Here is a 20,386-nt window from a genome sequence, read left to right on the forward strand (position 1 = left end):
GCCGAGTCATAGTTGGATGGGCAGGTGGCGGGGTCCGCGGAGCATCGCGTTCTGCCGGTAGGGCGGCGGGTCCTGGACCAGGCTTGCCGTGCTCAGGTGGGGGATCAGCGCGCCGAGCGCGGCCTCGGCTTCGAGGCGGGCGAGGGGTGCGCCGTAGCACAGGTGGATGCCGCTGCCGAAGCCGAAGTGCTGGTTGTCCGGCCGGGTGGGATCGAACCGATCGGGCTCGTGGAACCGCCTGGGGTCGCGGTTGCCTGAGGCCAGCGCCAGTACGACGGACGTTCCTTGGGAAATCGTCGTGCCGGCGATGTCGATGTCGGCGTGGGGGATCCTCTCGCGCATGTGGACCGGGGGTTCGTAGCGCAGTAGTTCCTCCACCGCCCGCGGCAGCAGGCCGGGTTCGCGACGAAGGTGGTCCAGTTGCTCGGGTTGGCGCAGCAGCGTGAGGACTCCGTTGGTGATCAGATTGACCGTGGTCTCGTGCCCTGCGATGAACAACAGCACGGTGGTCTCCGCGAGTTCCTCCTGGCTGAGCCGCAGGGCCGGATCCGGCTCGTTGACGAAGGCGGAGAGCATGTCGTCGGTGGGCCGGTCGCGGCGCTGTTCAGCGAGGTTGACCAGGTACAGGCCCATCTCCTGCCGGGCCCGGCGGCCCACCTGGTCCCGTTCCGTGGTGTCTTCCTCGGGCCCGATGTCGGCGGTCGCGACGATGGAGTCGGTCCATGCCTGGAACAGTGACTCGTCCTCGCGCGGGACGCCGAGCAGTCGGCAGATGACTGTGATGGGCAAGGGGTAGGCGAAGTCGTCGACGATGTCGATCTGCTTGCGGTCCCGGAGTTCCTCGATCAGTTCGCCGGTGATGCGGGTGATCTCGCCGCGCATCGCGTCGACCCGGCCAGGGCTGTGCGGCGGGCCGAACGGGCGCATGGCCAGGGTGCGCAGCCTGTGGTGCTCGGGGTCGTCGAGCCGCAGGAACGGCGGCTTCACCGTCTCACCGGACGGGTACGGGGACGGGGCGGTGCGGATGCGCGGATCGGCACTCATCCGAGGGTCGTGAAGCAGAGCGGCGATCTCGTGGTAGGTGCCGATCAGATAGCTGCCGTCTGCCTGTCGCACCACGGGACCGGCCTCGCGGAGTTCCGCGTACAGCGGGTAGGGGTCGGGGCGGTTCTCGTAGTCGGTGATCCGTGCCAGCAAAGTCTCGGAGTCCATGGTGGCTCCTCGTGGTTGGGCGGGACGTGGGTCAGCCGGTGGGCTGTACCACCGTCAGTCGGCGATCGGGCAGGTGACCGGTGAGCGCCACAGTGGGGCCGTGGGACAGCCCGCTCGGGTCCGGCACGTCGGACGGAATCGTGATGTCGGCAGCGATCGCACGGTCCGCCGAGCCCAGCGGGGGCGGGAACGGAGCAGCCGTCTCGATCAGATGCTTGTAGTAGTCGAGCGACTTGGCCATGTCGACGGTGACGGCAGCGGTGACTCGTCCTTGGAAGCCGTAGACCACGGCCAGGCGGCGCGCCTCCAGAGAACCTTGGGCGATGACCACGTGGTCGGAATAGGTGGGCACGCCCACCGACTTGATGTTGAGCCCGAACTGGGTCGACCAGAACGTCGGGACGGCGAGGTGCGGGCGCCGCAGGGGCCCTGGACAGACCATGTTGTGGGCCGCCACCTCGGCCTGAGCGACCGCGTTGCCCCAATGTTCCAGTGAGAGCATCTGGTACCCGAACAGAGGGTGCGGGAACCGGGAGACATCGCCGGCCACGAAGACGTCGTCGGTGACGATCCCGTACATGTTGAAGGCCCGGCACCCGGCGTCGCAGGCGACTCCGCGAGGACCCGCTGCCAGCCCGGACTCCGCCAGCCACTCGACGTTGCGGACCGCCCCCAACGCCACGACGCACACGTCCGCGTCGACACGGCTGCCGTCGGACAGGTCCGCACCGGTGAACCGGCCGTTCCCGTCCCCGCGCAGGGTGGTGACTGTCACCCCGCAGCGCAGGTCCACGCCGTGGTTGCGGTGCATGACGGCCGCAAGTTTCGACAGGGTGCCGCCGAGCGCGCCCACCAGCGGTGCGGGGCCGCGTTCTGCGACCGTGACCTCGATACCCCGCTCCCGGCAGGCCGAGGCGATCTCCGAACCGGTGAAGCCGGCGCCGATCACCAGCACCCGCCTCGGTCCGGCGGCCAGCCGCTCGGCCAGCCCCCCGGCCTCGTCACTGGTGCGCAGGGTGAACACCCCGTCCAGGGAGGCCTCATCCGGATTGGGCCAGGGGCGCGCCCGGGTCCCGGTGGCGATCAGCAGCCGGTCGAACGGCAGCGAATCGCCATCGGCCAGCATCACCCGCTTCTCCAAAGGGTCCAGGCCGGTGGCGGCTACTCCCAGCCGCCAGTCCGCGTCCGTGTCCCGGCGCATCGGCAGCGCCGTGGTGTCCGCCGACGCCTTGCCGAGCAGTACCTGCTTGGAGAGTGGTGGGCGGTCGTAGGGCGGATGGGGTTCATCCCCCACCACGGTGAGTGAGCCGGTGAAGCCCTCCTCGCGCAGCGTCTCCGCGGCCCTCAATCCGGCCAGCGACGCGCCGACGATGACGATGCGGCCGTCCTGCAGATCACCGGGCACCGGCGCTCACCCCTTCGCCGGCGAGGATGGCCTGAACCGGGCACGCCGCCGCAGCCTGGCGCACGCGCTCGACCTGGTCGTCCGGGACGGCTGTGGCGTACAACAACCCCTCTTCACCGTGCAGCTCGAATACGTCCGGCGCGAGGAACACGCACTGCGCGTAGCCCTGGCAGCGCGTGAGGTCCACAACGATCTGCATGGCTGGTCACTCCCTGAGTCGTCCCGGCGTCCCCTTCCCTTTCTACGCCGGTAACGCACCGGGCGCTCTTCACGCCCGTGTCGCACCGGGTGCCCACCTCGCGACTCATGCGCGGTTCCCGCAAGGGGTGGCAGAGGCGGTCCGCAAGGCGTGGGCTCAGCGCCGGCGGAAACCCACCGGCCCTCAGCAGGTCGGGAAAATGCTTGACCCGTTGGACCAGTGGCGTGGGTGCCCCTTGGCGAACGTCTGGGGCACGAAGTTCATGTAACCGCCCCTCTCTGTGTCAAGCGGCGGTGTAGTTGCCCGGTGCCCGCCAGTCAGCCACCGTCCGCATCCGCACGGCGATGGCCCACCCGGGCGGGCTTCGAGGATCTCCCCGCCGCGGGACTGGACCAGGGCGATGCCCTCGACGATGTAGAGGGTCTGGCCCAGGCCGTGGCTGTGCCAGGCGGTCCGGGCGCCGGGCGCGAAGCGCACCGCGTTCGCGCGGGCCCGGGAGGGCCCCTCGCCGCGGTAGATCACATCGGCCCACGCGTCGCCGGTGAACCACTGGGCGGGCAGCTTCATCGTCGGCTGCTTCTTCAACAATTCCATGGTGGGTGGTGCTCCTTGTGGCAGGCCGTGGGTCAGGAAGCGGCCTGCTCGTCGGCGATCTTCTTCAGCTGGTTCATCGCGGTCATGGCGTTGGGCCACCCGGCGTAGAAGGCGAGGTGCGTGATCGCCTCGGAGAGATCCTCGATACTCAGCCCGTTCTCCAGCGCCTTGCCCAGGTGGTAGCCGAGCTGCTCGGTGCGGTACAGCGCCGCCAGCACACTGACCGTGATCAGGCTTCGGTCCCGGGGTGAGAGCTGAGGCCGCTCCCACCCTTCACCGAACAGGACTCTGTCGGTGACCTCCACGAGCTTCGGCGCGATCTCCGCCAGCTCCTTGGGCGCGGACTGCTTCGCCATGGGGCGACTCCTCACTTCGTAAAAGTTTTGGAAGCGGGCATGACGCCTCTGTGGGGGAGAGGCCCGCCCCGGCAGCACGCAGGGCCTGCTTCGGGGCGTCCGCCGGGGGCCGCAACAGCGACACAATCGATGAAACTGCAGGTCACACGTGCGCGGGAGGTACCGCTGTTACAGGTACTGACAGAACCCCCCACCCCCGCGCCTGGCGTCCTAGCCTGGCTGGGTGGACACCAAGAGCGACATCCGTGAATTCCTCGCCTCGCGACGCGCGAAGATCACCCCGAAGCAGGCCGGACTGCCCGCCTACGGCAGCAACCGGCGCGTGCCCGGGCTGCGCCGCGAGGAAGTCGCCCTGCTCGCAGGCGTCAGCATCGACTACTACGCCCGCCTCGAACGCGGCCACCTCGCCGGAGCATCCGACGAAGTACTCGAGGCCCTCGCCGGTGCCCTCCAGCTCGACGAAGCCGAACGCGCCCACCTGCGCGACCTGGCCCGCGCCGCCGGCTCGCGACCCCCTCGGCGGACCAAACGAACCCGCGGCCCCATCCCCGCCAGCGTCCTCCGCGTCCTGGACTCCATGAGCGACAGCCCGGCCTTCATCCGCAACGGCCGCCTCGACATCCTCGCCACCAACCGCCTCGGCCGCGCCCCGTACGCACCCCTGTTCGCGGATGACGTCCCGCGCCCGGTCAACATTGCCCGCTACCAGTTCCTGCACCCCGGCGGCCGCGACTTCTTCCCCGACTGGGACATCTCCCTGAACACCACGGTGTCCCTGCTGCGCACCGAAGCCGGCCGCACACCCCACGACAGTGACCTGACCGGACTCATCGGCGAACTCGTCACCCGCAGCGAGGAGTTCCGTACAGCCTGGGCGAGACACAATGTGCGTCTGCACCACACCGGCCGCAAAGTCTTCCGCCACCCCGAGATCGGTGAGGTCGCCCTCGACTTCGACGCCATGGAACTACCCGCGCAGCCCGGCCTCACCCTGACCGCCTACAGCGCCGAGCCTCACACCCCGGCCCACGATGCGCTCCGGCTGCTGGCCGGGCCGCAACCGAGGACACCCTTACGGCCACCACGACGCGGACCGAAGAACAGCAACTCTGACCGCATCCAGCCAACTGCGAATGGCGGCGGATCAATCCGGCACGGGCTCGGTCGCTACCGGCGAGGCCGAGTGGTGGAGCTGGGATCATGCCCATCGCTCACGACCGGTCGTCCTTTGATACTGCGGAATGGGCCTGATGCGTCAGAGGTGTTCATGCGGCGAGGAGACCGGTGCGGAGCTTGTTCCGTTATGTGTTCCGGGGCGGTCAGATGCAGGGGATTGAGCCCGCTCCGAAAGCAGCCCCATTCTCCCGGCTCAGCGCCTGGTCGGAGACAAATGCAGGGGCTTCCCGCCTCTCACGCCCGCTGTGCGCTCGCCCCCGGAAGGCGAGACGTGCACTCTTACAAAGGGGTCGTGTCCACCTCCAAAGGGGTCGTGTCCACCTCGCAGGGCAATCCATGGTTTCCATGCCCAGCCCGCCGCGGTCGGAAAGCCGCTGGCAGAGGTAACGGGACTGGCTGGCTACGGCGAGGTACTCGAGTGGGCTTGCGCTCGGCCCGGCTGCTGCGAGGTTCGGTACGAGCGCGGAGGCGTGGCGCTCCAGGACGCCGGCAGCGTGGCCGCCCAGATCGTACGGCGTTGAGCGGCGAGCGGACGAGTCCCCGCTGGAACGTCTACTTCCCCGTAACCGAATGCCGGCAGCGGAGGCGGCCCCCCGGTACGGCGGCGGAACCATTGACCGGGCGGCGGAGGGCGATCACCCCGACAGCGCCGCGTGGCTGCGCAGAGCGGGGATCCCTTGGCAGCAGATGGCTCCTGGTGGACCGTCCTAGTCCGAAAGGATCTGGAAATGTCTGACAACGACGTGAGCATCCGGAAGGTGCTGGCGATCGTCACGAACTATGGTGTCGAGCAGGACGAACTCCTGGTGCCTCTCGAACACCTGCGGGGGTGGGGCGCCGATGTGGATGTTGCTGCCGTGTCGGCGGGCGACGTTCAGACGCTCGTCGGCGACAAGGCTCCCGGAGCAACCGTTAGGCCCGAACTCACTCTGAGCGAAGTCGACCCGGCCGATTACGACCTACTGCTCGTGCCGGGTGGCACCTTGAACGCCGATAGGTTGCGTCGGCAGGACTCGGCGATGGAGGTCGTCCGCTCCTTCACCTCGACCGGTCGCCCCGTGGCAGCCATCTGCCACGGTCCCTGGGCCCTGGTCGAAGCGGGTGTGCTCGAAGGCAAAAAACTGACCTCCTACCCGTCACTGAGGACGGACATCCGCAATGCTGGTGGTGAATGGGCCGACGAGCCAGTCATCAAGGATGACTCCCGCGGATGGCCCCTCATCACCTCGCGCAACCCAGGTGATTTGGAGCCGTTCCTCCGCGAGATCGATGCAGCGCTCGCCGTAAACGCTGACTGACCAAATACTGATCGTGCCGCTGCGCGGCTTGCTCTGCTCTCTCGTCCATGCCAGGCAGGTTGTGCCGCCCCTAGCGGGAGTTCGGCGCAGCCGCGGTGAAGTCGGTCTTAAGCAGCTCCGGAACCGGCGCCGCCGAGGGCTCAAGGATCGTGGTGCGGAACTGTTCGGTTTACCAATAGTGCCTTCGACCGGCGACCGCGTGCCCCATCGCTCCAAGGATCCAAAGGACAACCCCGATCACGGCGAGGATGATCCCGATTGTCCACAGGATGGAGATGCCGAACAGGAATCCGATGACAAGCAAGATGACTCCGAGAACAATCACAGCGTGCTCCGATCTCGCATATGTGTTCTGTTCCTACTCTGATCCCCGCAGGCGGCACGGGCAACTGCTCGGGAAAGAGAGCACTGGCCTCACATGACCTGTTGCCCGACGGGGCCCCTCGGAGACGGTCACCCGGGTTCGTCTGCCGCCCCACACCGCCCCCCTTCGTTTACTGCCGGCAGGTACCAGAGTCTCCGGCGGAGACGACGTGACGTGAACCGCGGTGGACGTGGTGCCCATCGCGAGGCTCCGCGCAGGTGACTATGAGGCGCTCCTTGGCACAAGGGAGCCGAGCAGCACGGCTTGTCGACCGACATCGGCCAGACCGAGCAGCAGGAAAACAAGCGTCGCGCGGTGGAAGGCTCTGAAGATGCTGATGCCCACCTCGTGGTGCTGGACCTCACCACTGCGTGCCCGCTGGAGTGGTTACGCACGCAACACTGCACAGCGCGACCGCCAGACGTTGCGCGCAGTGATGGCGGCCCGAGGCGTGCGAGACAGCCCGAGATGCGGTTAGCTGAGGCTGTATATCATGAAATAGCGCCTCGTGAATGTGTGGCGCGGTAGCGAGTCGTCGTCTCCGATTCCGGAGAGGGAACATGGCCGCAGGCGAAGAGGACGAGACAGAGCGCGTCCGGCGCTCGTCCAGCAAGACGCCCGCCAAGAAAAGCGCCCGGAAGACCAGCACCGGACGGGCGAGCAGCCGAACGAGCGAAGAGGAAACCAAGCGCACGGCCCGGCGGCTTTCGGCTCCGCGGGCTATGCGGTACGCGGCTGAGCAGCTCCAGGAGCTTCTGGGCCGAGCACCCGAGTCCGTCTCCGCCTTGAAGCCGACGGAAGAAGGCTGGCAGGCGAACGTGGAAGTCCTGGAGCTGGAACGTGTTCCCGGGACCACCAGCGTGATGGCGAGCTATCGAGTGACGCTGGACAAGGAGGGCGAACTGGTCGCATACGAGCGCACCCGCCGCTACACCCGAGGGCAGATCGACCCACGCGGCTGAGGCCCCGGATGCCACGCAACACCGCACGAACGGAAACGGCCACGCCAGGAGTGAGCCGTGAAAGGAGGCACCATGACTGTGGTGCCGCAAGGTGGAGGAACCATTTCCAGGGGCGGCGGCGGAGGCGGGAACCTCTACGACATCCTCGAATTGATTCTGGACCGCGGACTGGTCATCGACGTCTTCGTGCGTGTGTCGCTGGTGGGCATCGAGATCCTCAAGATCGACGCCCGCATCGTCGTAGCGAGCGTCGACACCTACCTGCGCTTCGCGGAGGCCTGTAACCGCCTCGACCTGGAGTCGGGTCGCAAGGCGCCCGCCCAGCTGACCGACCTGGTAGGTGAAGTGACCGAAGGCGGGGCGCACGGCAAGGCCAAGGGGGCCCTGAGCGGGGCCGCAGAAGCGGTGACCGACGCGCTCAAGGGGGGAGATGACGACGAGGAGTCGGAAGAGAGGCGCAAGGAGCCCCAGGAGAGGCGGGAGCGGCCGAGGCGTCGGCCAGCCGCCCGACGCCGTGAGGAGTGAGTCATGGCCGTATACGTCTACTCCATCGTCGCGGCCACCCATCCGCAGCGCCTGGCCGACCTCGACGGGGTAGGGAATCCACCCACGAGCCTTCGCACCGTGAAGACCGACAAGCTGGCGGCGGTCGTCAGCGACGCCCCCGAGGATCTACGGCCCAAACGCAGGGACCTCGGCGCACATCAGGCCGTGCAGGAGCGACTGATGGCCGACGGCACGGTTCTACCGTTGCAGTTCGGCTTCACCACTCCGGACGACGACGCCGTACGAGCGGTGCTGGAGGAGCGCAAGGACGAGTTCGCCGAGCGGTTGCGGGCGCTGGAGGGCTGCGTGGAATACCACCTGAAGGCTGCCCAGGATGAGGATGCCCTGCTGCGGCAGATCCTTTTGGAGTCCGACGAGGCGCGCGGGCTCAACGAGGAGATCAGAGGCGGCAACAGCAGCCCGGACCTGTCGTTCGCCCTCGGCGAGCTGGTCTCCCGTGAAGTGGAGGAGCGGCAGGACCGGCTCGCTGCTGGAGTCCTCGATGCCCTGCGGGGGTTCGCGCGGGAGGAACGCTCGTCGCAGGCGACGGGGAACGACTTCCTGAACGTGTCCTTTCTGGTGGAGCGGGACAAGGAGCAGAGTTTCCTCGGCGAGGAGCAGGGTCTCGCCAAGGAGCTGGGGGAGGACTTCGACCTCAGGCTCCTCGGCCCGTTGCCCGCATACAGTTTCGTCTAGGGAGTTCTCATGGGGCTGTTCACTCAACTCGCCACCCTCCCACTGGCGCCGGTGCGCGGCGTGGCCTGGGTCATGGAGCGCGTCGTCGAGGCCGCGGAGAACGAGTACTACGACCCAGCCCCCGTCGAGCGGGAACTCGCCGAGCTCGAGCGGGCGTTGCTGGCGGGAGACATCGACGAGGAAACCTTCGACCGGCGCGAGGACGAGCTGCTGGACCGGCTGGACGAGATCAGGGCCCATGTCCAGGGCACCGATACCTGATCGCGGCAGCTGCCGCGGAGCCGGAGCGCTGCTACGCGCTCCCGTCGCAACGCAGGGACACCCGGGATAGAGGTGCAGCGCCGTGAACGAACCCGTTGCCAGGAGGATGGGCGACTTCCCGTCCAGGGCCACCCCCTACGGTCAGGGGTCCTCGGCCAATCTCGCCGACATCCTGGAGCGGGTCCTGGACAAGGGCATCGTCATCGCGGGCGATATCCAGATCAACCTGCTGGATATCGAACTTCTCACCATCAAGCTGCGCCTGCTGATCGCGTCGGTGGACAAGGCGAAGGAGATGGGCATCGACTGGTGGGAGCATGATCCTTCGCTGTCCTCACGCGCCAACGACGGGTACCGCTCGCTCGCCGAGGAGAACAAGAGACTGCGTGCCGAGATTGAGGCGATGCACGAGGGCGGTGAGCTGCCACCGGCCGAGGGAGAGGAGAGTGGCTCTGCAGCTCCGCGCCGCACTTCACGTACCAAACGTGCAGCGCCCAGAGCCCGCAGCGATAGGCGGGACGCGCCATGACCGAATCCATCACCTATGCGTACGCCGTCGCGCGGGATGCTGACGGATCATTGGAGGAGGTTCTGTCGGGGCTTCCCGGGGTGGCGGACGCGCCCGTGCATCTGGTGCGCGTAGAACAAGGTGACGATGTGGTAGTTGCCGTGAGTGCGGTGCCTGAGCAGGACTTCCAGGAGTCCGCGCTGCGCGCGCATCTCGAAGACCTGGACTGGCTGGAGTCCGTCGCCCGCGCCCATAACCGTGTGATTGAGGCATTGGCCGCTCGCACCACCGTCCTGCCACTTCGTCTGGCGACGGTTTACCTCGACGACGAGCGGATGCGACGCATGCTCCAGTCCCGCCGCGAGGCATTTGCCGGCCGACTGACCGCCCTGGCCGCGCAGGTGGAGTGGGGCGTCAAGATCTATGTCGAAGCGCCCGAGGCAGCCGCGAGTCCGGCAGACCCACCCACGGAAGCGGGCCTGAGCCCGGGGCGGGCCTACCTCAGCCACCGCAGAGCACAACGACACGCCCGCGAAGACGTCTATCGCAGCGCCTCACAGGCGGCTGAGCGGATCGAATCCGCAGCCCGTGTCCATGCAGTCGACCGGGTTCAGCATCGGCCGCAGCAAGGCGAACTCGCCCGTGGGCCGGGAGAGAACGTCATCAACGACGCGTACCTCGTACCGCTGCAGCATGCCGAATCCTTCCGCGCCGACGTCCTGCACGCTGCGGAAGGATTTCCAGGTGTGCGCGTCGAAGTCACCGGGCCCTGGGCGCCCTACTCCTTCGCTACGCCGACCGATGTCGAGCCGATGAAGAGGGTCGTCCCGTGAAGGCGCCGGGCAGGCCGCAGGCCATATCGGAGGAACCGCTGGCGGATCGGCAGATCGCGCTGATCGATCTGCTGGACCGACTACTCAGCGGAGGCGTGGTCCTCACTGGTGACATCGTGCTCTCCATCGCCGATATCGACCTCGTACGGATATCGCTGCGCGCGCTGATCGTCTCCATCAGCGAGCAGAATCCATCCCCGTGGCAGGCCATTTCAGCACCCACAGGAGACAACGATGACAGGTGAGGACCACCCGCCCGGCAACCGCTTCGACGAAGTCGCCGACGCCGCCGCCCGCGCCTTCCGCCTGCTGCCCGCGCCGCCGCAGGATGTCATGACCTGTGGTGGCGCAGACCGCAGGCCGGCTCAGCGGATCACCACCGACCCCGACACGGTGGAACGAGATCTGATGAAGCTCGTCCTCACCATCGTCGAGCTGCTGCGACAGCTCATGGAACGCCAGGCCCTGCAGCGGGTGGACGCCGGAGGTCTCACCGAGGTGCAGGAGGAGCGCCTGGGAGAAACGCTGATGATTCTGCACGATCGCATGATTGAGCTCTGCGCTCGATACGACCTTTCCATGCAAGACCTCAATCTGAATCTCGGGCCTCTCGGAACTCTGCTACCACCCACCGAATGACCCTGAAGGAGCACGACATGGATATCGGCAAGAAGACCAGAAACATCGGCAAAATAATCGAGGGCAAGACCAAGGAAGTGGCCGGGAAGGCCATGGGAAACAAGAGTATGGAGAAAAAGGGAAAGGTCGAAAAGATCAAGGGCAAAATGCAGCACGCAGTGGAGAAGGGTAGGGACACCTTCAAGCACTGAAGGAGACCCTCAACCCTGACAGCCGTGGTCCCGCCGCACTCCGAGCAACGGTGGGCCGGTAGGTGACGTCCAGCGCAATCAGATGCTCAGCCGGCCCACTCGGGGAAACGCGTTACCGCGTTTACGGCTCGCCGCCCACGGGCCAGCTGCTCCGAAGAGCGGGAGGTGCGAAGGGCACAGGTTGGCGCTGAGCCAAGGGTGGGCACTGCTGAGGCGGTGGATGACAAGGCGTGTCCACCAGGCGGTCCGATGCTGCGTTGCGCTCCGAGTAGCGCAGCGCATCCATTTGGACCGCAGGGGTATGTGCTGTGCGTGGAAGGACGATCGCACTGCGCCGCAGCCGACCGCCGATCAACACCGTCCGCCCAGGTCAAGGAGGACGTCGTGCCTGCCGGTTCGAGCGAGAAACGTGAGCGCCAGTCGAGCAGGGGCATTGCGTGATTGGGATTGGTCCGGTTCGCCGGTCTCGTGAGTGACGTGGCGTCATGTCCGTTGTGGGGCAAGGGGCCCGGGAGAGCAGAGCAGGCACGGTGCTGGTGATCATGTGGTTGTCGAGACCCATGAGAACCGAGCGAGACCGTGCCTGCCCGAACATCATCGCCCATCCCTTCCGCACTGGAGAAACTGGGTTCCCCGACTGATCCCCTCACCTCAAGCGATGTCGCTGACCTGCGGCGTTTCCTGATCCTGGTCGCCGATCCCCGCGATGCGCGAGGACTGCGGTATCCGGCCCTCGCGTTGCTGTGCGCAGCCGTCTCGGCGGTGCTGACCGGGGCTCGCTCGCTCATCGCGATCAGCGAGTGGATCACGGATGCCCCGCAGCATGTGCTGGGCGTCCTCGGCTTCGCTGCCGATCCACTTACCGGTCTGCGGCCGGTGCCGCACGCCGCAACCGTGCGCCGCCTGCTGCAGCGTGTGGACGGTGACGCGCTGGACGCGGCGATCAGCGCGTATCTGCAGGCCAGAACGCCGCCCCCGGTCGAGCCGGAGGCGGAGAAAGGGCCGGTGCGACGGGTGATCGCGGTCGACGGCAAGGTGGTCCGCGGATCGCGAACCGCAACGGCCGCGGCGATCCAGCTGCTGGCGGCGATGGACCACCACGGCGTGGTCCTGGCCCAGCGGCAGGTCGCTTCCAAGAGCAACGAGATCCCCTCCTTCGCGCCGTTGCTGGACGGTCTCGAGCTGGAGAACACGGTGGTGACCGCCGACGCACTGCACACCCAGCACGACCACGGGGCCTATCTGACCAGTCGCGGCGCGCACTACGTGGCCGTCGTGAAGAAGAACCATCCGGGCCTGTACGCCCAGGTCAGGAAGCTGCCCTGGCGAGACATCCCGCTCGGGCACCGCACTCGCGACCACGCCCACCACCGCGACGAGATCCGCCGGCTCAAGGTCGCCGCGTTCAGCCACCTCGACTACCCCGGCGCCCGCCAGGCGATCCAAGTCGTACGGTGGCGACGCGACTTGAGCACCGGGAAGCTGACCATCGAGCGCGTCTACCTGATCACCAGCCTGAGCGCCTTCGACGCCACCTGCACCGAGCTCGCCACCTGGATCAGAGGCCACTGGGGAATCGAGAACCTCCTGCACCACGTGCGGGACCGCACGTTCCGCGAGGACGACTCCAAGGTCCGCACCGGCACCCTGCCTCGCGCCATGGCCTCCCTGCGCAACCTCGCCATCAGCGTCTTCCGCCAGGACGGCCAGACCAACATCGCCGCCGCCCTCCGCCACACCGGCCGCGACTACCACCGGCCCCTACGAACCCTCGGTCTCACGTGACGAACCCAGACAGATCTCGATCATGCAATGACCCTGGCCAGTCGAGCACATCAAGGAGAGCGCCGAGGCAAGGGGAGAGCCCACGAAGCGTGCGAAGGAAATTGCCGCGCGCACCGTGAACAAGGAGCGGGCGCGCACCGGCGAGTCGAAGACTTCCAGCAAGGTCTCCACTCAAGACAGGAAGTCCGCCTCGCAACGCGGTGGCGAACGGTCCCACAGCGGACCACAGGGGCCGACGAAGGATCAGCTGTACGAGGAGGCGAAGAAGCGGAATATCGACGGCCGTTCCTCGATGAACAAGCAGCAGCTTCGGAACGCTCTGGGCCGTTGATACTCCATTGCCTGTTCAGCCGGCGCCCGGCAGCTGTACGTGGACGGTGCCATCGCCGTCCACGCGCACTTGGAAGGACGGCTGCGGAGCGGTAGCCGGCCCCCTTACGTTCACGCCGTCCGACAGCCGGAAGACACTGCCGTGCCAAGGGCACTCCACACAGCCGTCAGCGACCTCACCGTCCGACAGTGGCCCTGATAGGTGGCTGCACCGCTCGGCGAGGACGTGAATGTGTCCGCCCGGCTGACGGAAGACCAGCAACGGCACCTCGCCCAACACCTGCCGCACGGCCTCACCGACCGGGAAGTCCTCTACTCTGCCTACCGGGTGCCAACCCTCTTCAAGCAGGTGCGGCACCGGCGTCGTCTTGTTGGCTCCTGCGGCCAGACGGTAGGCGAGGTGCCCACCGAGCATCCCGCCAGTGCCTGCCGCACATAGCCCAGCAAAGCCGAGCGCTTTGCCCAGTGTCGTACGACCACGGCCGCGTTGCACCCAGGATCCGGCGTAGAGCCCGAGGGCCGTGGCGATCGACGCTGCGTGTACCAAGCCGGTACGCATCTGGTCCTCATGCTGCTCGGCCCAGTCCACCCAGCCGGCCAACGCGGCCGGCGCGGCCCCAAGGATGCCCATGCCCACCAGGAGGCGGGCACTGCGTTGGGTGCCGGGCATGACGTCCAGCACCGCGGCGGACAACCACGCGCCCATCGGAATCTGCACCAGCGCGGGGTGCAAGGGGTGGCCGATCGGCAGACCGTGCAGGACATCGCGGTAGCGCCCCAGAGGCACGCCGCGCACGATCCGCTGCACGGGGCTGATCACCACATCAAGCCTCTCCAGGTGTCCCAGCGCGTCGAGGGACTTCAGGAAGAGGCGCTCGGTGCGGTCGGCGGCTCCTGTCACCGTGCCGCTGCCCGGAGTGAGAACCGCGAATTTCGTATACGCCGCTGTAAGCCGCATGATGTGCGGTTGCCATGCGCGGCCGATTCTCAAACTGGCGGCGACTCCGCCCCACTCCGGTGGCCGCAAGTCTCGGGCAGGATGTCGCCACGCCTGTGTGGCTTGCCGGGGGCTCACTCCTCCTCCTCTTCGTCGTCCTCCTCTTCGTCGTCCTCCTCTTCGTCGTCCTCTTCCCAGTCCTCCTCTTCGCCCTCGTCCTCCTCCTCGTCCTCCTCCTGCTCCTCGTCTTCGCCCTCGTCCTCCTCCTCGTCCTCCTCCTGCTCTTCGTCTTCGTCTTCGCCCTCGTCCTCTTCCTCGTTCTCCTCCTCGCCCTCGCCCTCGCCCTCGTCCTCTTCGCTGTCGTAGCCCTCGGCTTCTTCGTCCTCAAGAGCGTCTTCGTGAGTCCGTACGACCTCGCCGTCGCGGATTTCGCCGCGCCAGCCCTCTGGCTCTTCGTCGGTGAGGGTGACGTGGCGCTGGAAGTGTTTGAGGTCCAGCCGCAGTCGCCGTCCCTGAGCGCGCCACAGATTTCCGGTCTTTTCGAAGAGCCCGGAGGCGTAGTACTCGACGACCAGAACAATGCGGGTCAGTCCGGGTGCCAGTTCATGGAAACTGACCGCACCACGGGTCGATCCCTTGGCGCCTTCCGAAGTCCAGACGATGCGTTCGTCGGGCAGCTGCTCCTGGACGGTCGCTTTCCAACCCCGAGTCGACGGACCAACTTTGACCTTCCAGTCACTGGTCGTCTCGTCGGTCCGCGAGACATCCCGTACGCCCTTGGTGAAGCTGCTGAACTTCTCGTACTGCGTCCAGTGGTCGTAGGCCGTACGCAATGGCACCCCGACATCGATGACCTCGATGATGTTTGTGACCTTCTTGTCGCCTGATTTGCGTCCGTGCCCGCCGCCGAGAGCTTCCTTGGCCTTCCCCAGGACGCTGTCCTTGACGTGCTTCGCCGTCCCGGAGAGCGCAGCCTTGAGGGGGGAGTCACCTCCTAGGAGGGAGGCTCCGACCTTGGAGAGCGATCCGCCGTTCTCGGCGACGTCGGTGAGTTGGTCCGTCACATCGATCAGCTTGTCGCCGGCCCGTTCGGCCAGATCCCCCACCCACGCCGTCAGATAGTCCGTGAGTTCGTCACGCAGCCGGTCGAGTCCCGAGTCCGCGTTGTCCTGTTCTGTTTTTGCCATGACCGGCTACCTCCGGCGCTCGACGCGCGATGATGTCTTCTTGGCGCTCTTCCTGGCGGTCTTCTTCGCAGCGGGAGCGGCCTTCTTCCGTGCTGCAGTCTTCTTCGCAGGCGCCTTCTTGGCGGCAGTCTTCTTCGCAGGTTTGGCGGCGGTCTTCTTCCCTGGCTTCTTCGCGGCGGCCTTCTTCGCAGGTGCCTTCCTGGCGGAGGTCTTTTTAGCGGGAGTTGACTTCTCCGCGGTGGACTTCTTAGCGGGGGCCGCCTTCTTGGCGGTGGTCTTCTTAGCAGGGGCTGGTTTCTTGGCGGCTGCCTTCTTGGTGGGTGCGGCCTTCTTGGCGGCGGTCTTCTTGGCAGGCGCTGCCTTCTTGGTGGGTGCGGCCTTCTTCGCGGCGGTCTTCTTGGCAGGCACTGCCTTCTTGGTGGGTGCGGCCTTCTTGGCGGCGGTCTTCTTGGCAGGCGCTGCCTTCTTGGTGGGTGCGGCCTTCTTCGCGGTGGCCTTCTTGGCAGGCGCTGCCTTCTTCGCGGTGGCCTTCTTGGCAGGCGGCTTCTCCGCACCCCTCTTCGCGAGGGCCCCCCGCTTTGTCTTGTCACGCCGGCCAGCGGCTGACTTGCTGGGCATACGCGGCTTCGTGGCAGCGCGGGGAGTGCGTCGGCGTGGCCGCTCTTCGGGCTCTTCTTCCGGCTCCTCCTCTTCTTCCTCCTCGGGCTCCTCCCCTTCTTCCTCCTCGGGCTCCTCCTCTTCCTCCGGCTCTTCTTCCTCGCCTTCTTCCTCTTCGGGTTCCTCTTCCTCCTCGTACTCGCCCTCCTCGTATTCCTCTTCGGGCTCTTCCTCCTCGTACTCGCCCTCCTCGTATTCCTCTTCCGGCTCCTCGCCCTCGCCGCGGGCGTACTCTTCCTCTTCTTCTTCCTCCACTTCCGGTTCTTCCCCGCCGCTTTCGAGCTGGAGGGTACGTTCCCGGAGCGAATCGGCGAGCGTCGTCAGCCGACGGTTGGCAGCAGCGGTGACCGCCTCCCGGCCCGCGTTCATGACCTCCCCGCGCAGCTGCTCACCCAGGTCCGCAACCTGCGGGATCTCTCCCAACTTACGGATCCCTTGAACCACGAGCTGTCGCGGTTCAAGACCGAATTGACGCCCGGCAATATAGGACGCCGCCGTAAGAGCGAACCGGCCCTTCTTCGTACGGCCGAGCACATAGCCGCCGGCCAGGGCTGCGGCGAGCAAGATCTTGTTTGCGTCATTCATGGGTGCGTCACCTTTTCATGGGCAGGCAGCCGATCGGCGTCTGCGCAGGGGGCCGCCACTCAGCGGCATTGCTCCGCCATATCCAGAGTTGATGGGTGCCATGGCCCGCGCATCCCGAGCGGGTCATGAGACTCCTTTAGCCCCGCTGCAAAACAGGCTGATCCCGCTGTGCGACGGGACGTCTGGGCGGGCCGCGAGCCGTGCCGTAGCCGTGGGTGGCGCCACGAGGGATTGGTGTCTGTCCGGCCCGCCATATGGGTCACGGCCGCGGAGCCTCTGGCCGCTGAGGCAAGGCGGTGCGTGCTACTGCTGGCGCCTGCCGTGCTGTGCAGCGCTACGCCCCGCCCGGGAACGCCTGAACCCCGGCGTTTCTGCGAGGAGTGAGAAAGAGCTGGTGATCATCCGTGCCGACCGAATCGGTGAACAGACCCGCGCCACGGTGACGAAGGCCGACGCGGTGCCTGTGGAAGGCCCCCATAAAGGCGGTTTTCGATGATGGAATCCCATCCCTGCATCCACTGACCGTCGCCCGTGTGTTCTGAGTGTCGGCGGGTACCCGAATCACATGACAGTTGCAAAGGCAAGTGTCCTCGTTCTGGACTGCGCGGAGCCGGAAGCTCTGGCGGAGTTCTGCGCCTCACTCCTCGATGCGGAAATTCAGGTCGTGAGCGATCCTGATTTTGTGGAACTCGTCGGCCACAACGGCGTACACGTGGCGATCCGTCTGGACGGGGCGGAACGCGAAGCGGTGAGCCTCGGCGTTGTGCCGATAGACACCAAGGACTGCCGTGGGCCATGCGGCGTGCGCTTCCACCCCGACCTCGCCGGGCACTCCTTCTCTTTCGCGGTGTCCCTACGGAACGAACCGCCGGGTCGAGGAAGGGAGCACCATGAAGCTGCCTGAAGCACGAGGTGAGGTGTCTGCCGCCTTGATCGAGGCGCTCGGCGGGGAACCGGGTCGGCACGTGCTGCCGGAGTCGTCCCTGGTGGGGGGCGCCGATCCGTACGGCGACGATCTTCAGCTGGCCCTGTATCTCTGTTACGAGTTGCACTACCGCGGCTTCGACGGGGTGGCCGGCATGTGGGAGTGGAATCCGGACCTGCTCAGGGTGCGTGCCGCGCTGGAGCGGGGCTTTCTGGCGGCTCTGCGCGCTGACGTGCCGGTTGCCGAGGATGTCGGCAGCGCACTGGACGAAGTCCTTCTGGAGCCGGTGGACGCCGAAGGCGTGTCGTACTTCCTGCGGGACGAGGGCGAGCTGTGGCATCTGCGCGAGTATGCCGTCCAACGCTCGCTGTACCACCTGAAGGAGGCTGATCCGCACGTGTGGGTGATTCCGCGCCTGACGGGTCGGGCCAAGGCGGGAATGGTAGGTGTGGAGTACGACGAATTCGGAGCGGGACGGGCGGAACGGATCCACTCGAAGTTGTTCGCCGATCTGATGGCAGACCTCCACCTGGACACCTCGTACGGGCGCTACCTCGACGCCGGATCGCGGCAGATGCTCGCGACCGTCAACCTCATGTCGCTCTTCGGGCTCCACCGCTCACACCGTGGTGCGCTGGTCGGTCACTTCGCCTCAGTGGAGATCACCTCCTCCCCGGGGTCGAAGCGCCTCGCGGAAGCATTGAAGCGAGCCGGCGCCGGGCCTGCGGCGGTCCACTTCTATACGGAGCATGTCGAGGCCGACGCCGTGCACGAGCAACTCGTGCGGCATGAGGTCGTCGCCGGTCTGCTCCAGGTGGAGCCGGATCTGGCACCAGATGTCGCGTTCGGCATCGCGGCCACCGGATGGTTGGAAGACCGGTTCGGAGAGCAGTTGCTCGGCGCCTGGCAGGACGGCGTGTCCTCACTCCGCGTGCCGCTCCTCGACACTGGCGGAGAGTAAACCGTCCGGGATTACGTGTCCCAAAGATCGGGCGGTAGCGGCGAAACGTTCACGACGACCGCCGCTGAGCTTCCCCGCCGGCAACGCGTCGCGCAGCTGGTCTCGACCCCTACTCACTTTGAGGCGACCGCTCTGGCCACGGGGCCGCGCCACGTGCTGCGGGCAAATCCGAGCGCGACCCGTCAGCGACACCCGCGGGCGTTGAGCCGGGCTGCCTGGCGCGTCAGGTGGTCGCGCTCGGCGAGGTTGGGTGCCTTGTGGGCCGCTTCGGCGTACAGCCGTGCCGCCGTCGCCAGGTCGCCGTCGCGCTCGTGGAGGTACGCCGCCACCGCGGCGTGACGGGGCAGTGAGGCGTCCAGCGCCGCGAGCGCCGCCAGGCCGGTGCGCGGTCCGTCGGCTTCCCCGACGGCGACCGCGCGGTTGAGCCGGACGACCGGGCTGTCGGTCAGGCGCGTGAGCTCGTCGTACCACTCGACGATCTGCACCCAGTCGGTCTCCTCGGTGGTGGGCGCGTCGGCGTGGAGTGCCGCGATGGCGGCCTGGGCCTGGAACTCGCCCAGCCGGTCGCGGGCGAGAGCGGCCTGGAGGATCCCGACACCCTCGGCGATCAACGCAGTGTCCCACTGGCCGCGGTCCTGCTCGGCGAGCGGCACCAGGCTGCCGTCGGACGCGGTCCGGGCGGCACGCCGGGCGTGGTGGAGCAGCATGAGGGCGAGCAGCCCCGCCACCTCGGGGTGGTCGATGCGGGCCGCGAGCTGCCGGGTGAGCCGGATGGCCTCGGCGGCGAGGTCGACGTCGCCGGAGTAGCCCTCGTTGAAGACGAGGTAGAGGACGCGCAGCACGGTGGCGACGTCGCCGGGCCGGTCGAACCGCACGCCGGAGACGGTGCGCTTGGCGCGGCTGATGCGCTGCGCCATGGTCGCTTCGGGCACCAGGTAGGCCTCGGCGATCTGGCGGGTGGTCAGACCGCCGACGGCGCGCAGCGTGAGAGCGACCGCCGATGCCGGGGTCAGCGACGGGTGGGCGCACAGGAAGTAGAGCTGGAGCGTGTCGTCCACCGCGGGCGTCGGTCCGGGCGCCGGCTCCTCATCGACGCGGTCCTCACGCCGGCGGCGGGCGGTGTCAGCGCGCGTCGCGTCGAGGAACTTGCGCCAGGCCACGGTGACCAGCCAGCCCTTGGCATCCCGCGGCGGATCGGCCGCCCAGACCCGGAGCGCCTCGACCAGAGCGTCCTGCACGGCGTCCTCGGCCGCCGCGAAGTCGGCTCCGCGGCGGACGAGGACGGTGAGCACGCTCGGTGTGAGGCTCCTGAGCAGGACCTCGTCCATCGGTGATGTCACTCCGTGATGGTGGGCGGCGCGGCCAGGAACGGGCGCACCTCCAGCCACTCGTGGATCGGCTTGCCGCCCGCCCCAGGGGCTGCCGAAAGCTCCCCGGCCAGCTCGACGGCGCGCTCGTAGCTGTCGACGTCGATGACCATCCAGCCGGCGATGAGGTCCTTGGTCTCCGCGAACGGTCCGTCGGTGACCGGCGGGCGCCCCTCACCGTCGTAGCGGACCCAGGCTCCCTCGGGGGCGAGCGCCTGACCGTCGACGAACTCGCCTGTCTTCTCCAGCCGGGCCGCGAAGTCGTTCATGTACTGCATGTGCGCCGAGATCTCCTCCGGCGTCCACTGGTCCATGGGCACGTCGTTGACCGAAGCCGGGGCGCCGCGGTAGTGCTTCAGCAGCAGGTACTTGGCCATCGTGGTTCTCCTCGGTGCTCGTGCGACCCATTGTG

Annotated in this window: 25 protein-coding genes and 1 pseudogene; 15 read left to right on the forward strand and 11 right to left on the reverse strand. The window is 67.2% G+C overall.

Translation table 11 applies throughout. The features are described from left to right. Window positions 1-6: 6 nt before the first annotated feature. From OHA03_RS43390 to OHA03_RS43410, 5 genes are all read right to left on the reverse strand, one after another. Complete coding sequence (locus tag OHA03_RS43390; protein ID WP_267009414.1) at window positions 7-1,212, reverse strand: cytochrome P450; 1,206 nt, start codon at window positions 1,210-1,212, stop codon at window positions 7-9. Between the two features lie 31 nt (window positions 1,213-1,243). Beyond that, window positions 1,244-2,617 (reverse strand): NAD(P)/FAD-dependent oxidoreductase, encoded by a 1,374-nt coding sequence (locus OHA03_RS43395; RefSeq protein WP_267009415.1) that lies wholly within the window; start codon window positions 2,615-2,617, stop codon window positions 1,244-1,246. Beyond that, on the reverse strand, window positions 2,607-2,816 hold the full coding sequence (locus OHA03_RS43400; RefSeq protein ID WP_267009416.1) for a ferredoxin: 210 nt from the start codon (window positions 2,814-2,816) through the stop codon (window positions 2,607-2,609). Before OHA03_RS43400 ends, OHA03_RS43395 begins: the two co-directional genes overlap by 11 nt. 183 nt (window positions 2,817-2,999) lie before the next feature. Further along, a complete protein-coding gene (locus OHA03_RS43405; protein ID WP_267009417.1) occupies window positions 3,000-3,410 on the reverse strand; it encodes a hypothetical protein in 411 nt (136 codons plus the stop codon). Window positions 3,411-3,442: 32 nt separating this feature from the next. Then, entirely contained in the window at window positions 3,443-3,766 is a 324-nt protein-coding gene (locus OHA03_RS43410; RefSeq protein WP_267009418.1) for a carboxymuconolactone decarboxylase family protein, read from the reverse strand. Window positions 3,767-3,989: 223 nt separating this feature from the next. Here OHA03_RS43410 and OHA03_RS43415 point away from each other — a divergent pair. Next, a pseudogene (locus tag OHA03_RS43415) lies at window positions 3,990-4,817 on the forward strand (helix-turn-helix transcriptional regulator); the annotation flags it as partial. Window positions 4,818-5,670: 853 nt separating this feature from the next. After that, entirely contained in the window at window positions 5,671-6,240 is a 570-nt protein-coding gene (locus OHA03_RS43425) for a type 1 glutamine amidotransferase domain-containing protein (RefSeq protein WP_267009419.1), read from the forward strand. A gap of 169 nt (window positions 6,241-6,409) precedes the next feature. Here OHA03_RS43425 and OHA03_RS43430 read toward each other — a convergent pair whose 3' ends face one another. Further along, complete coding sequence (locus OHA03_RS43430; RefSeq protein ID WP_267009420.1) at window positions 6,410-6,565, reverse strand: DUF6131 family protein; 156 nt, start codon at window positions 6,563-6,565, stop codon at window positions 6,410-6,412. 599 nt (window positions 6,566-7,164) lie between these two features. Between OHA03_RS43430 and OHA03_RS43435 the strand changes: the two genes are divergently transcribed. From OHA03_RS43435 to OHA03_RS43485, 11 genes are all read left to right on the forward strand, one after another. After that, window positions 7,165-7,566: a gas vesicle protein gene (locus tag OHA03_RS43435; RefSeq protein ID WP_267009421.1), complete on the forward strand. Its 402-nt coding sequence runs from the start codon at window positions 7,165-7,167 to the stop codon at window positions 7,564-7,566. Window positions 7,567-7,638: 72 nt separating this feature from the next. After that, window positions 7,639-8,091: a gas vesicle structural protein GvpA gene (locus tag OHA03_RS43440; protein ID WP_267009422.1), complete on the forward strand. Its 453-nt coding sequence runs from the start codon at window positions 7,639-7,641 to the stop codon at window positions 8,089-8,091. A 3-nt stretch (window positions 8,092-8,094) separates the two neighbouring features. Beyond that, complete coding sequence (locus tag OHA03_RS43445) at window positions 8,095-8,808, forward strand: GvpL/GvpF family gas vesicle protein (RefSeq protein WP_267009423.1); 714 nt, start codon at window positions 8,095-8,097, stop codon at window positions 8,806-8,808. A 9-nt stretch (window positions 8,809-8,817) separates the two neighbouring features. Next, entirely contained in the window at window positions 8,818-9,069 is a 252-nt protein-coding gene (locus OHA03_RS43450) for a gas vesicle protein GvpG (RefSeq protein WP_267009424.1), read from the forward strand. 106 nt (window positions 9,070-9,175) lie between these two features. After that, window positions 9,176-9,598, forward strand: coding sequence for a gas vesicle protein (locus OHA03_RS43455; protein ID WP_267009676.1), 423 nt, complete (start codon window positions 9,176-9,178; stop codon window positions 9,596-9,598). Continuing rightward, window positions 9,595-10,410: a GvpL/GvpF family gas vesicle protein gene (locus OHA03_RS43460; protein ID WP_267009425.1), complete on the forward strand. Its 816-nt coding sequence runs from the start codon at window positions 9,595-9,597 to the stop codon at window positions 10,408-10,410. The genes OHA03_RS43455 and OHA03_RS43460 overlap by 4 nt, the downstream gene beginning before the upstream one ends. After that, a complete protein-coding gene (locus tag OHA03_RS43465) occupies window positions 10,407-10,655 on the forward strand; it encodes a gas vesicle protein (RefSeq protein WP_267009426.1) in 249 nt (82 codons plus the stop codon). The genes OHA03_RS43460 and OHA03_RS43465 overlap by 4 nt, the downstream gene beginning before the upstream one ends. Further along, on the forward strand, window positions 10,645-11,049 hold the full coding sequence (locus tag OHA03_RS43470) for a gas vesicle protein K (RefSeq protein WP_267009427.1): 405 nt from the start codon (window positions 10,645-10,647) through the stop codon (window positions 11,047-11,049). Before OHA03_RS43465 ends, OHA03_RS43470 begins: the two co-directional genes overlap by 11 nt. Beyond that, window positions 11,046-11,240 (forward strand): CsbD family protein, encoded by a 195-nt coding sequence (locus OHA03_RS43475; RefSeq protein WP_267009428.1) that lies wholly within the window; start codon window positions 11,046-11,048, stop codon window positions 11,238-11,240. The genes OHA03_RS43470 and OHA03_RS43475 overlap by 4 nt, the downstream gene beginning before the upstream one ends. Before the next feature lie 579 nt (window positions 11,241-11,819). Beyond that, window positions 11,820-13,025, forward strand: a complete 1,206-nt coding sequence (locus OHA03_RS43480) for an ISAs1 family transposase (protein ID WP_267007269.1) — start codon at window positions 11,820-11,822, stop codon at window positions 13,023-13,025. 49 nt (window positions 13,026-13,074) lie between these two features. Then, entirely contained in the window at window positions 13,075-13,356 is a 282-nt protein-coding gene (locus tag OHA03_RS43485; protein ID WP_267009677.1) for a plasmid stabilization protein, read from the forward strand. 15 nt (window positions 13,357-13,371) lie between these two features. Here the strand turns inward: OHA03_RS43485 and OHA03_RS43490 are convergent, their stop codons facing one another. From OHA03_RS43490 to OHA03_RS43500, 3 genes are read right to left on the reverse strand one after another with little or no spacing between them, the layout of a single operon-like run. After that, window positions 13,372-14,382: a Rieske (2Fe-2S) protein gene (locus OHA03_RS43490; protein ID WP_267009429.1), complete on the reverse strand. Its 1,011-nt coding sequence runs from the start codon at window positions 14,380-14,382 to the stop codon at window positions 13,372-13,374. Between the two features lie 44 nt (window positions 14,383-14,426). Continuing rightward, window positions 14,427-15,479, reverse strand: coding sequence for an SRPBCC family protein (locus tag OHA03_RS43495; RefSeq protein WP_267009430.1), 1,053 nt, complete (start codon window positions 15,477-15,479; stop codon window positions 14,427-14,429). Between the two features lie 6 nt (window positions 15,480-15,485). Then, window positions 15,486-16,700, reverse strand: coding sequence for a histone protein (locus tag OHA03_RS43500; protein WP_323181387.1), 1,215 nt, complete (start codon window positions 16,698-16,700; stop codon window positions 15,486-15,488). Between the two features lie 586 nt (window positions 16,701-17,286). On the opposite strand from OHA03_RS43500, the gene OHA03_RS43505 reads away from it, so the two are divergent. Both OHA03_RS43505 and OHA03_RS43510 read left to right on the forward strand, forming a co-directional pair. Next, entirely contained in the window at window positions 17,287-17,625 is a 339-nt protein-coding gene (locus OHA03_RS43505) for a VOC family protein (protein ID WP_267009431.1), read from the forward strand. Next, window positions 17,612-18,607 (forward strand): iron-containing redox enzyme family protein, encoded by a 996-nt coding sequence (locus OHA03_RS43510; protein WP_267009432.1) that lies wholly within the window; start codon window positions 17,612-17,614, stop codon window positions 18,605-18,607. Before OHA03_RS43505 ends, OHA03_RS43510 begins: the two co-directional genes overlap by 14 nt. 182 nt (window positions 18,608-18,789) lie before the next feature. Here OHA03_RS43510 and OHA03_RS43515 read toward each other — a convergent pair whose 3' ends face one another. Together OHA03_RS43515 and OHA03_RS43520 are read right to left on the reverse strand one after the other, a co-directional pair. Beyond that, complete coding sequence (locus OHA03_RS43515; protein WP_267009678.1) at window positions 18,790-19,935, reverse strand: RNA polymerase sigma factor; 1,146 nt, start codon at window positions 19,933-19,935, stop codon at window positions 18,790-18,792. 8 nt (window positions 19,936-19,943) lie between these two features. Beyond that, window positions 19,944-20,351, reverse strand: a complete 408-nt coding sequence (locus OHA03_RS43520; RefSeq protein ID WP_267009433.1) for a YciI family protein — start codon at window positions 20,349-20,351, stop codon at window positions 19,944-19,946. Window positions 20,352-20,386: the final 35 nt, after the last annotated feature.

The organism is Streptomyces sp. NBC_00154, from assembly GCF_026342835.1.
Classification (GTDB): Bacteria; Actinomycetota; Actinomycetes; order Streptomycetales; family Streptomycetaceae; genus Streptomyces.

What these genes read in the sequence shown, in the direction of transcription:
- OHA03_RS43390 (WP_267009414.1), bottom strand. Translation starts at nt 1,212, where the DNA reads ATGGACTCCGAGACTTTGCTGGCACGGATCACCGACTACGAGAACCGC.
- OHA03_RS43400 (WP_267009416.1), bottom strand. Translation starts at nt 2,816, where the DNA reads ATGCAGATCGTTGTGGACCTCACGCGCTGCCAGGGCTACGCGCAGTGC.
- OHA03_RS43405 (WP_267009417.1), bottom strand. Translation starts at nt 3,410, where the DNA reads ATGGAATTGTTGAAGAAGCAGCCGACGATGAAGCTGCCCGCCCAGTGG.
- OHA03_RS43410 (WP_267009418.1), bottom strand. Translation starts at nt 3,766, where the DNA reads ATGGCGAAGCAGTCCGCGCCCAAGGAGCTGGCGGAGATCGCGCCGAAG.
- OHA03_RS43425 (WP_267009419.1), top strand. Translation starts at nt 5,671, where the DNA reads ATGTCTGACAACGACGTGAGCATCCGGAAGGTGCTGGCGATCGTCACG.
- OHA03_RS43435 (WP_267009421.1), top strand. Translation starts at nt 7,165, where the DNA reads ATGGCCGCAGGCGAAGAGGACGAGACAGAGCGCGTCCGGCGCTCGTCC.
- OHA03_RS43440 (WP_267009422.1), top strand. Translation starts at nt 7,639, where the DNA reads ATGACTGTGGTGCCGCAAGGTGGAGGAACCATTTCCAGGGGCGGCGGC.
- OHA03_RS43445 (WP_267009423.1), top strand. Translation starts at nt 8,095, where the DNA reads ATGGCCGTATACGTCTACTCCATCGTCGCGGCCACCCATCCGCAGCGC.
- OHA03_RS43450 (WP_267009424.1), top strand. Translation starts at nt 8,818, where the DNA reads ATGGGGCTGTTCACTCAACTCGCCACCCTCCCACTGGCGCCGGTGCGC.
- OHA03_RS43455 (WP_267009676.1), top strand. Translation starts at nt 9,176, where the DNA reads ATGGGCGACTTCCCGTCCAGGGCCACCCCCTACGGTCAGGGGTCCTCG.
- OHA03_RS43460 (WP_267009425.1), top strand. Translation starts at nt 9,595, where the DNA reads ATGACCGAATCCATCACCTATGCGTACGCCGTCGCGCGGGATGCTGAC.
- OHA03_RS43470 (WP_267009427.1), top strand. Translation starts at nt 10,645, where the DNA reads ATGACAGGTGAGGACCACCCGCCCGGCAACCGCTTCGACGAAGTCGCC.
- OHA03_RS43475 (WP_267009428.1), top strand. Translation starts at nt 11,046, where the DNA reads ATGACCCTGAAGGAGCACGACATGGATATCGGCAAGAAGACCAGAAAC.
- OHA03_RS43495 (WP_267009430.1), bottom strand. Translation starts at nt 15,479, where the DNA reads ATGGCAAAAACAGAACAGGACAACGCGGACTCGGGACTCGACCGGCTG.
- OHA03_RS43505 (WP_267009431.1), top strand. Translation starts at nt 17,287, where the DNA reads ATGACAGTTGCAAAGGCAAGTGTCCTCGTTCTGGACTGCGCGGAGCCG.
- OHA03_RS43510 (WP_267009432.1), top strand. Translation starts at nt 17,612, where the DNA reads ATGAAGCTGCCTGAAGCACGAGGTGAGGTGTCTGCCGCCTTGATCGAG.
- OHA03_RS43515 (WP_267009678.1), bottom strand. Translation starts at nt 19,935, where the DNA reads ATGGACGAGGTCCTGCTCAGGAGCCTCACACCGAGCGTGCTCACCGTC.
- OHA03_RS43520 (WP_267009433.1), bottom strand. Translation starts at nt 20,351, where the DNA reads ATGGCCAAGTACCTGCTGCTGAAGCACTACCGCGGCGCCCCGGCTTCG.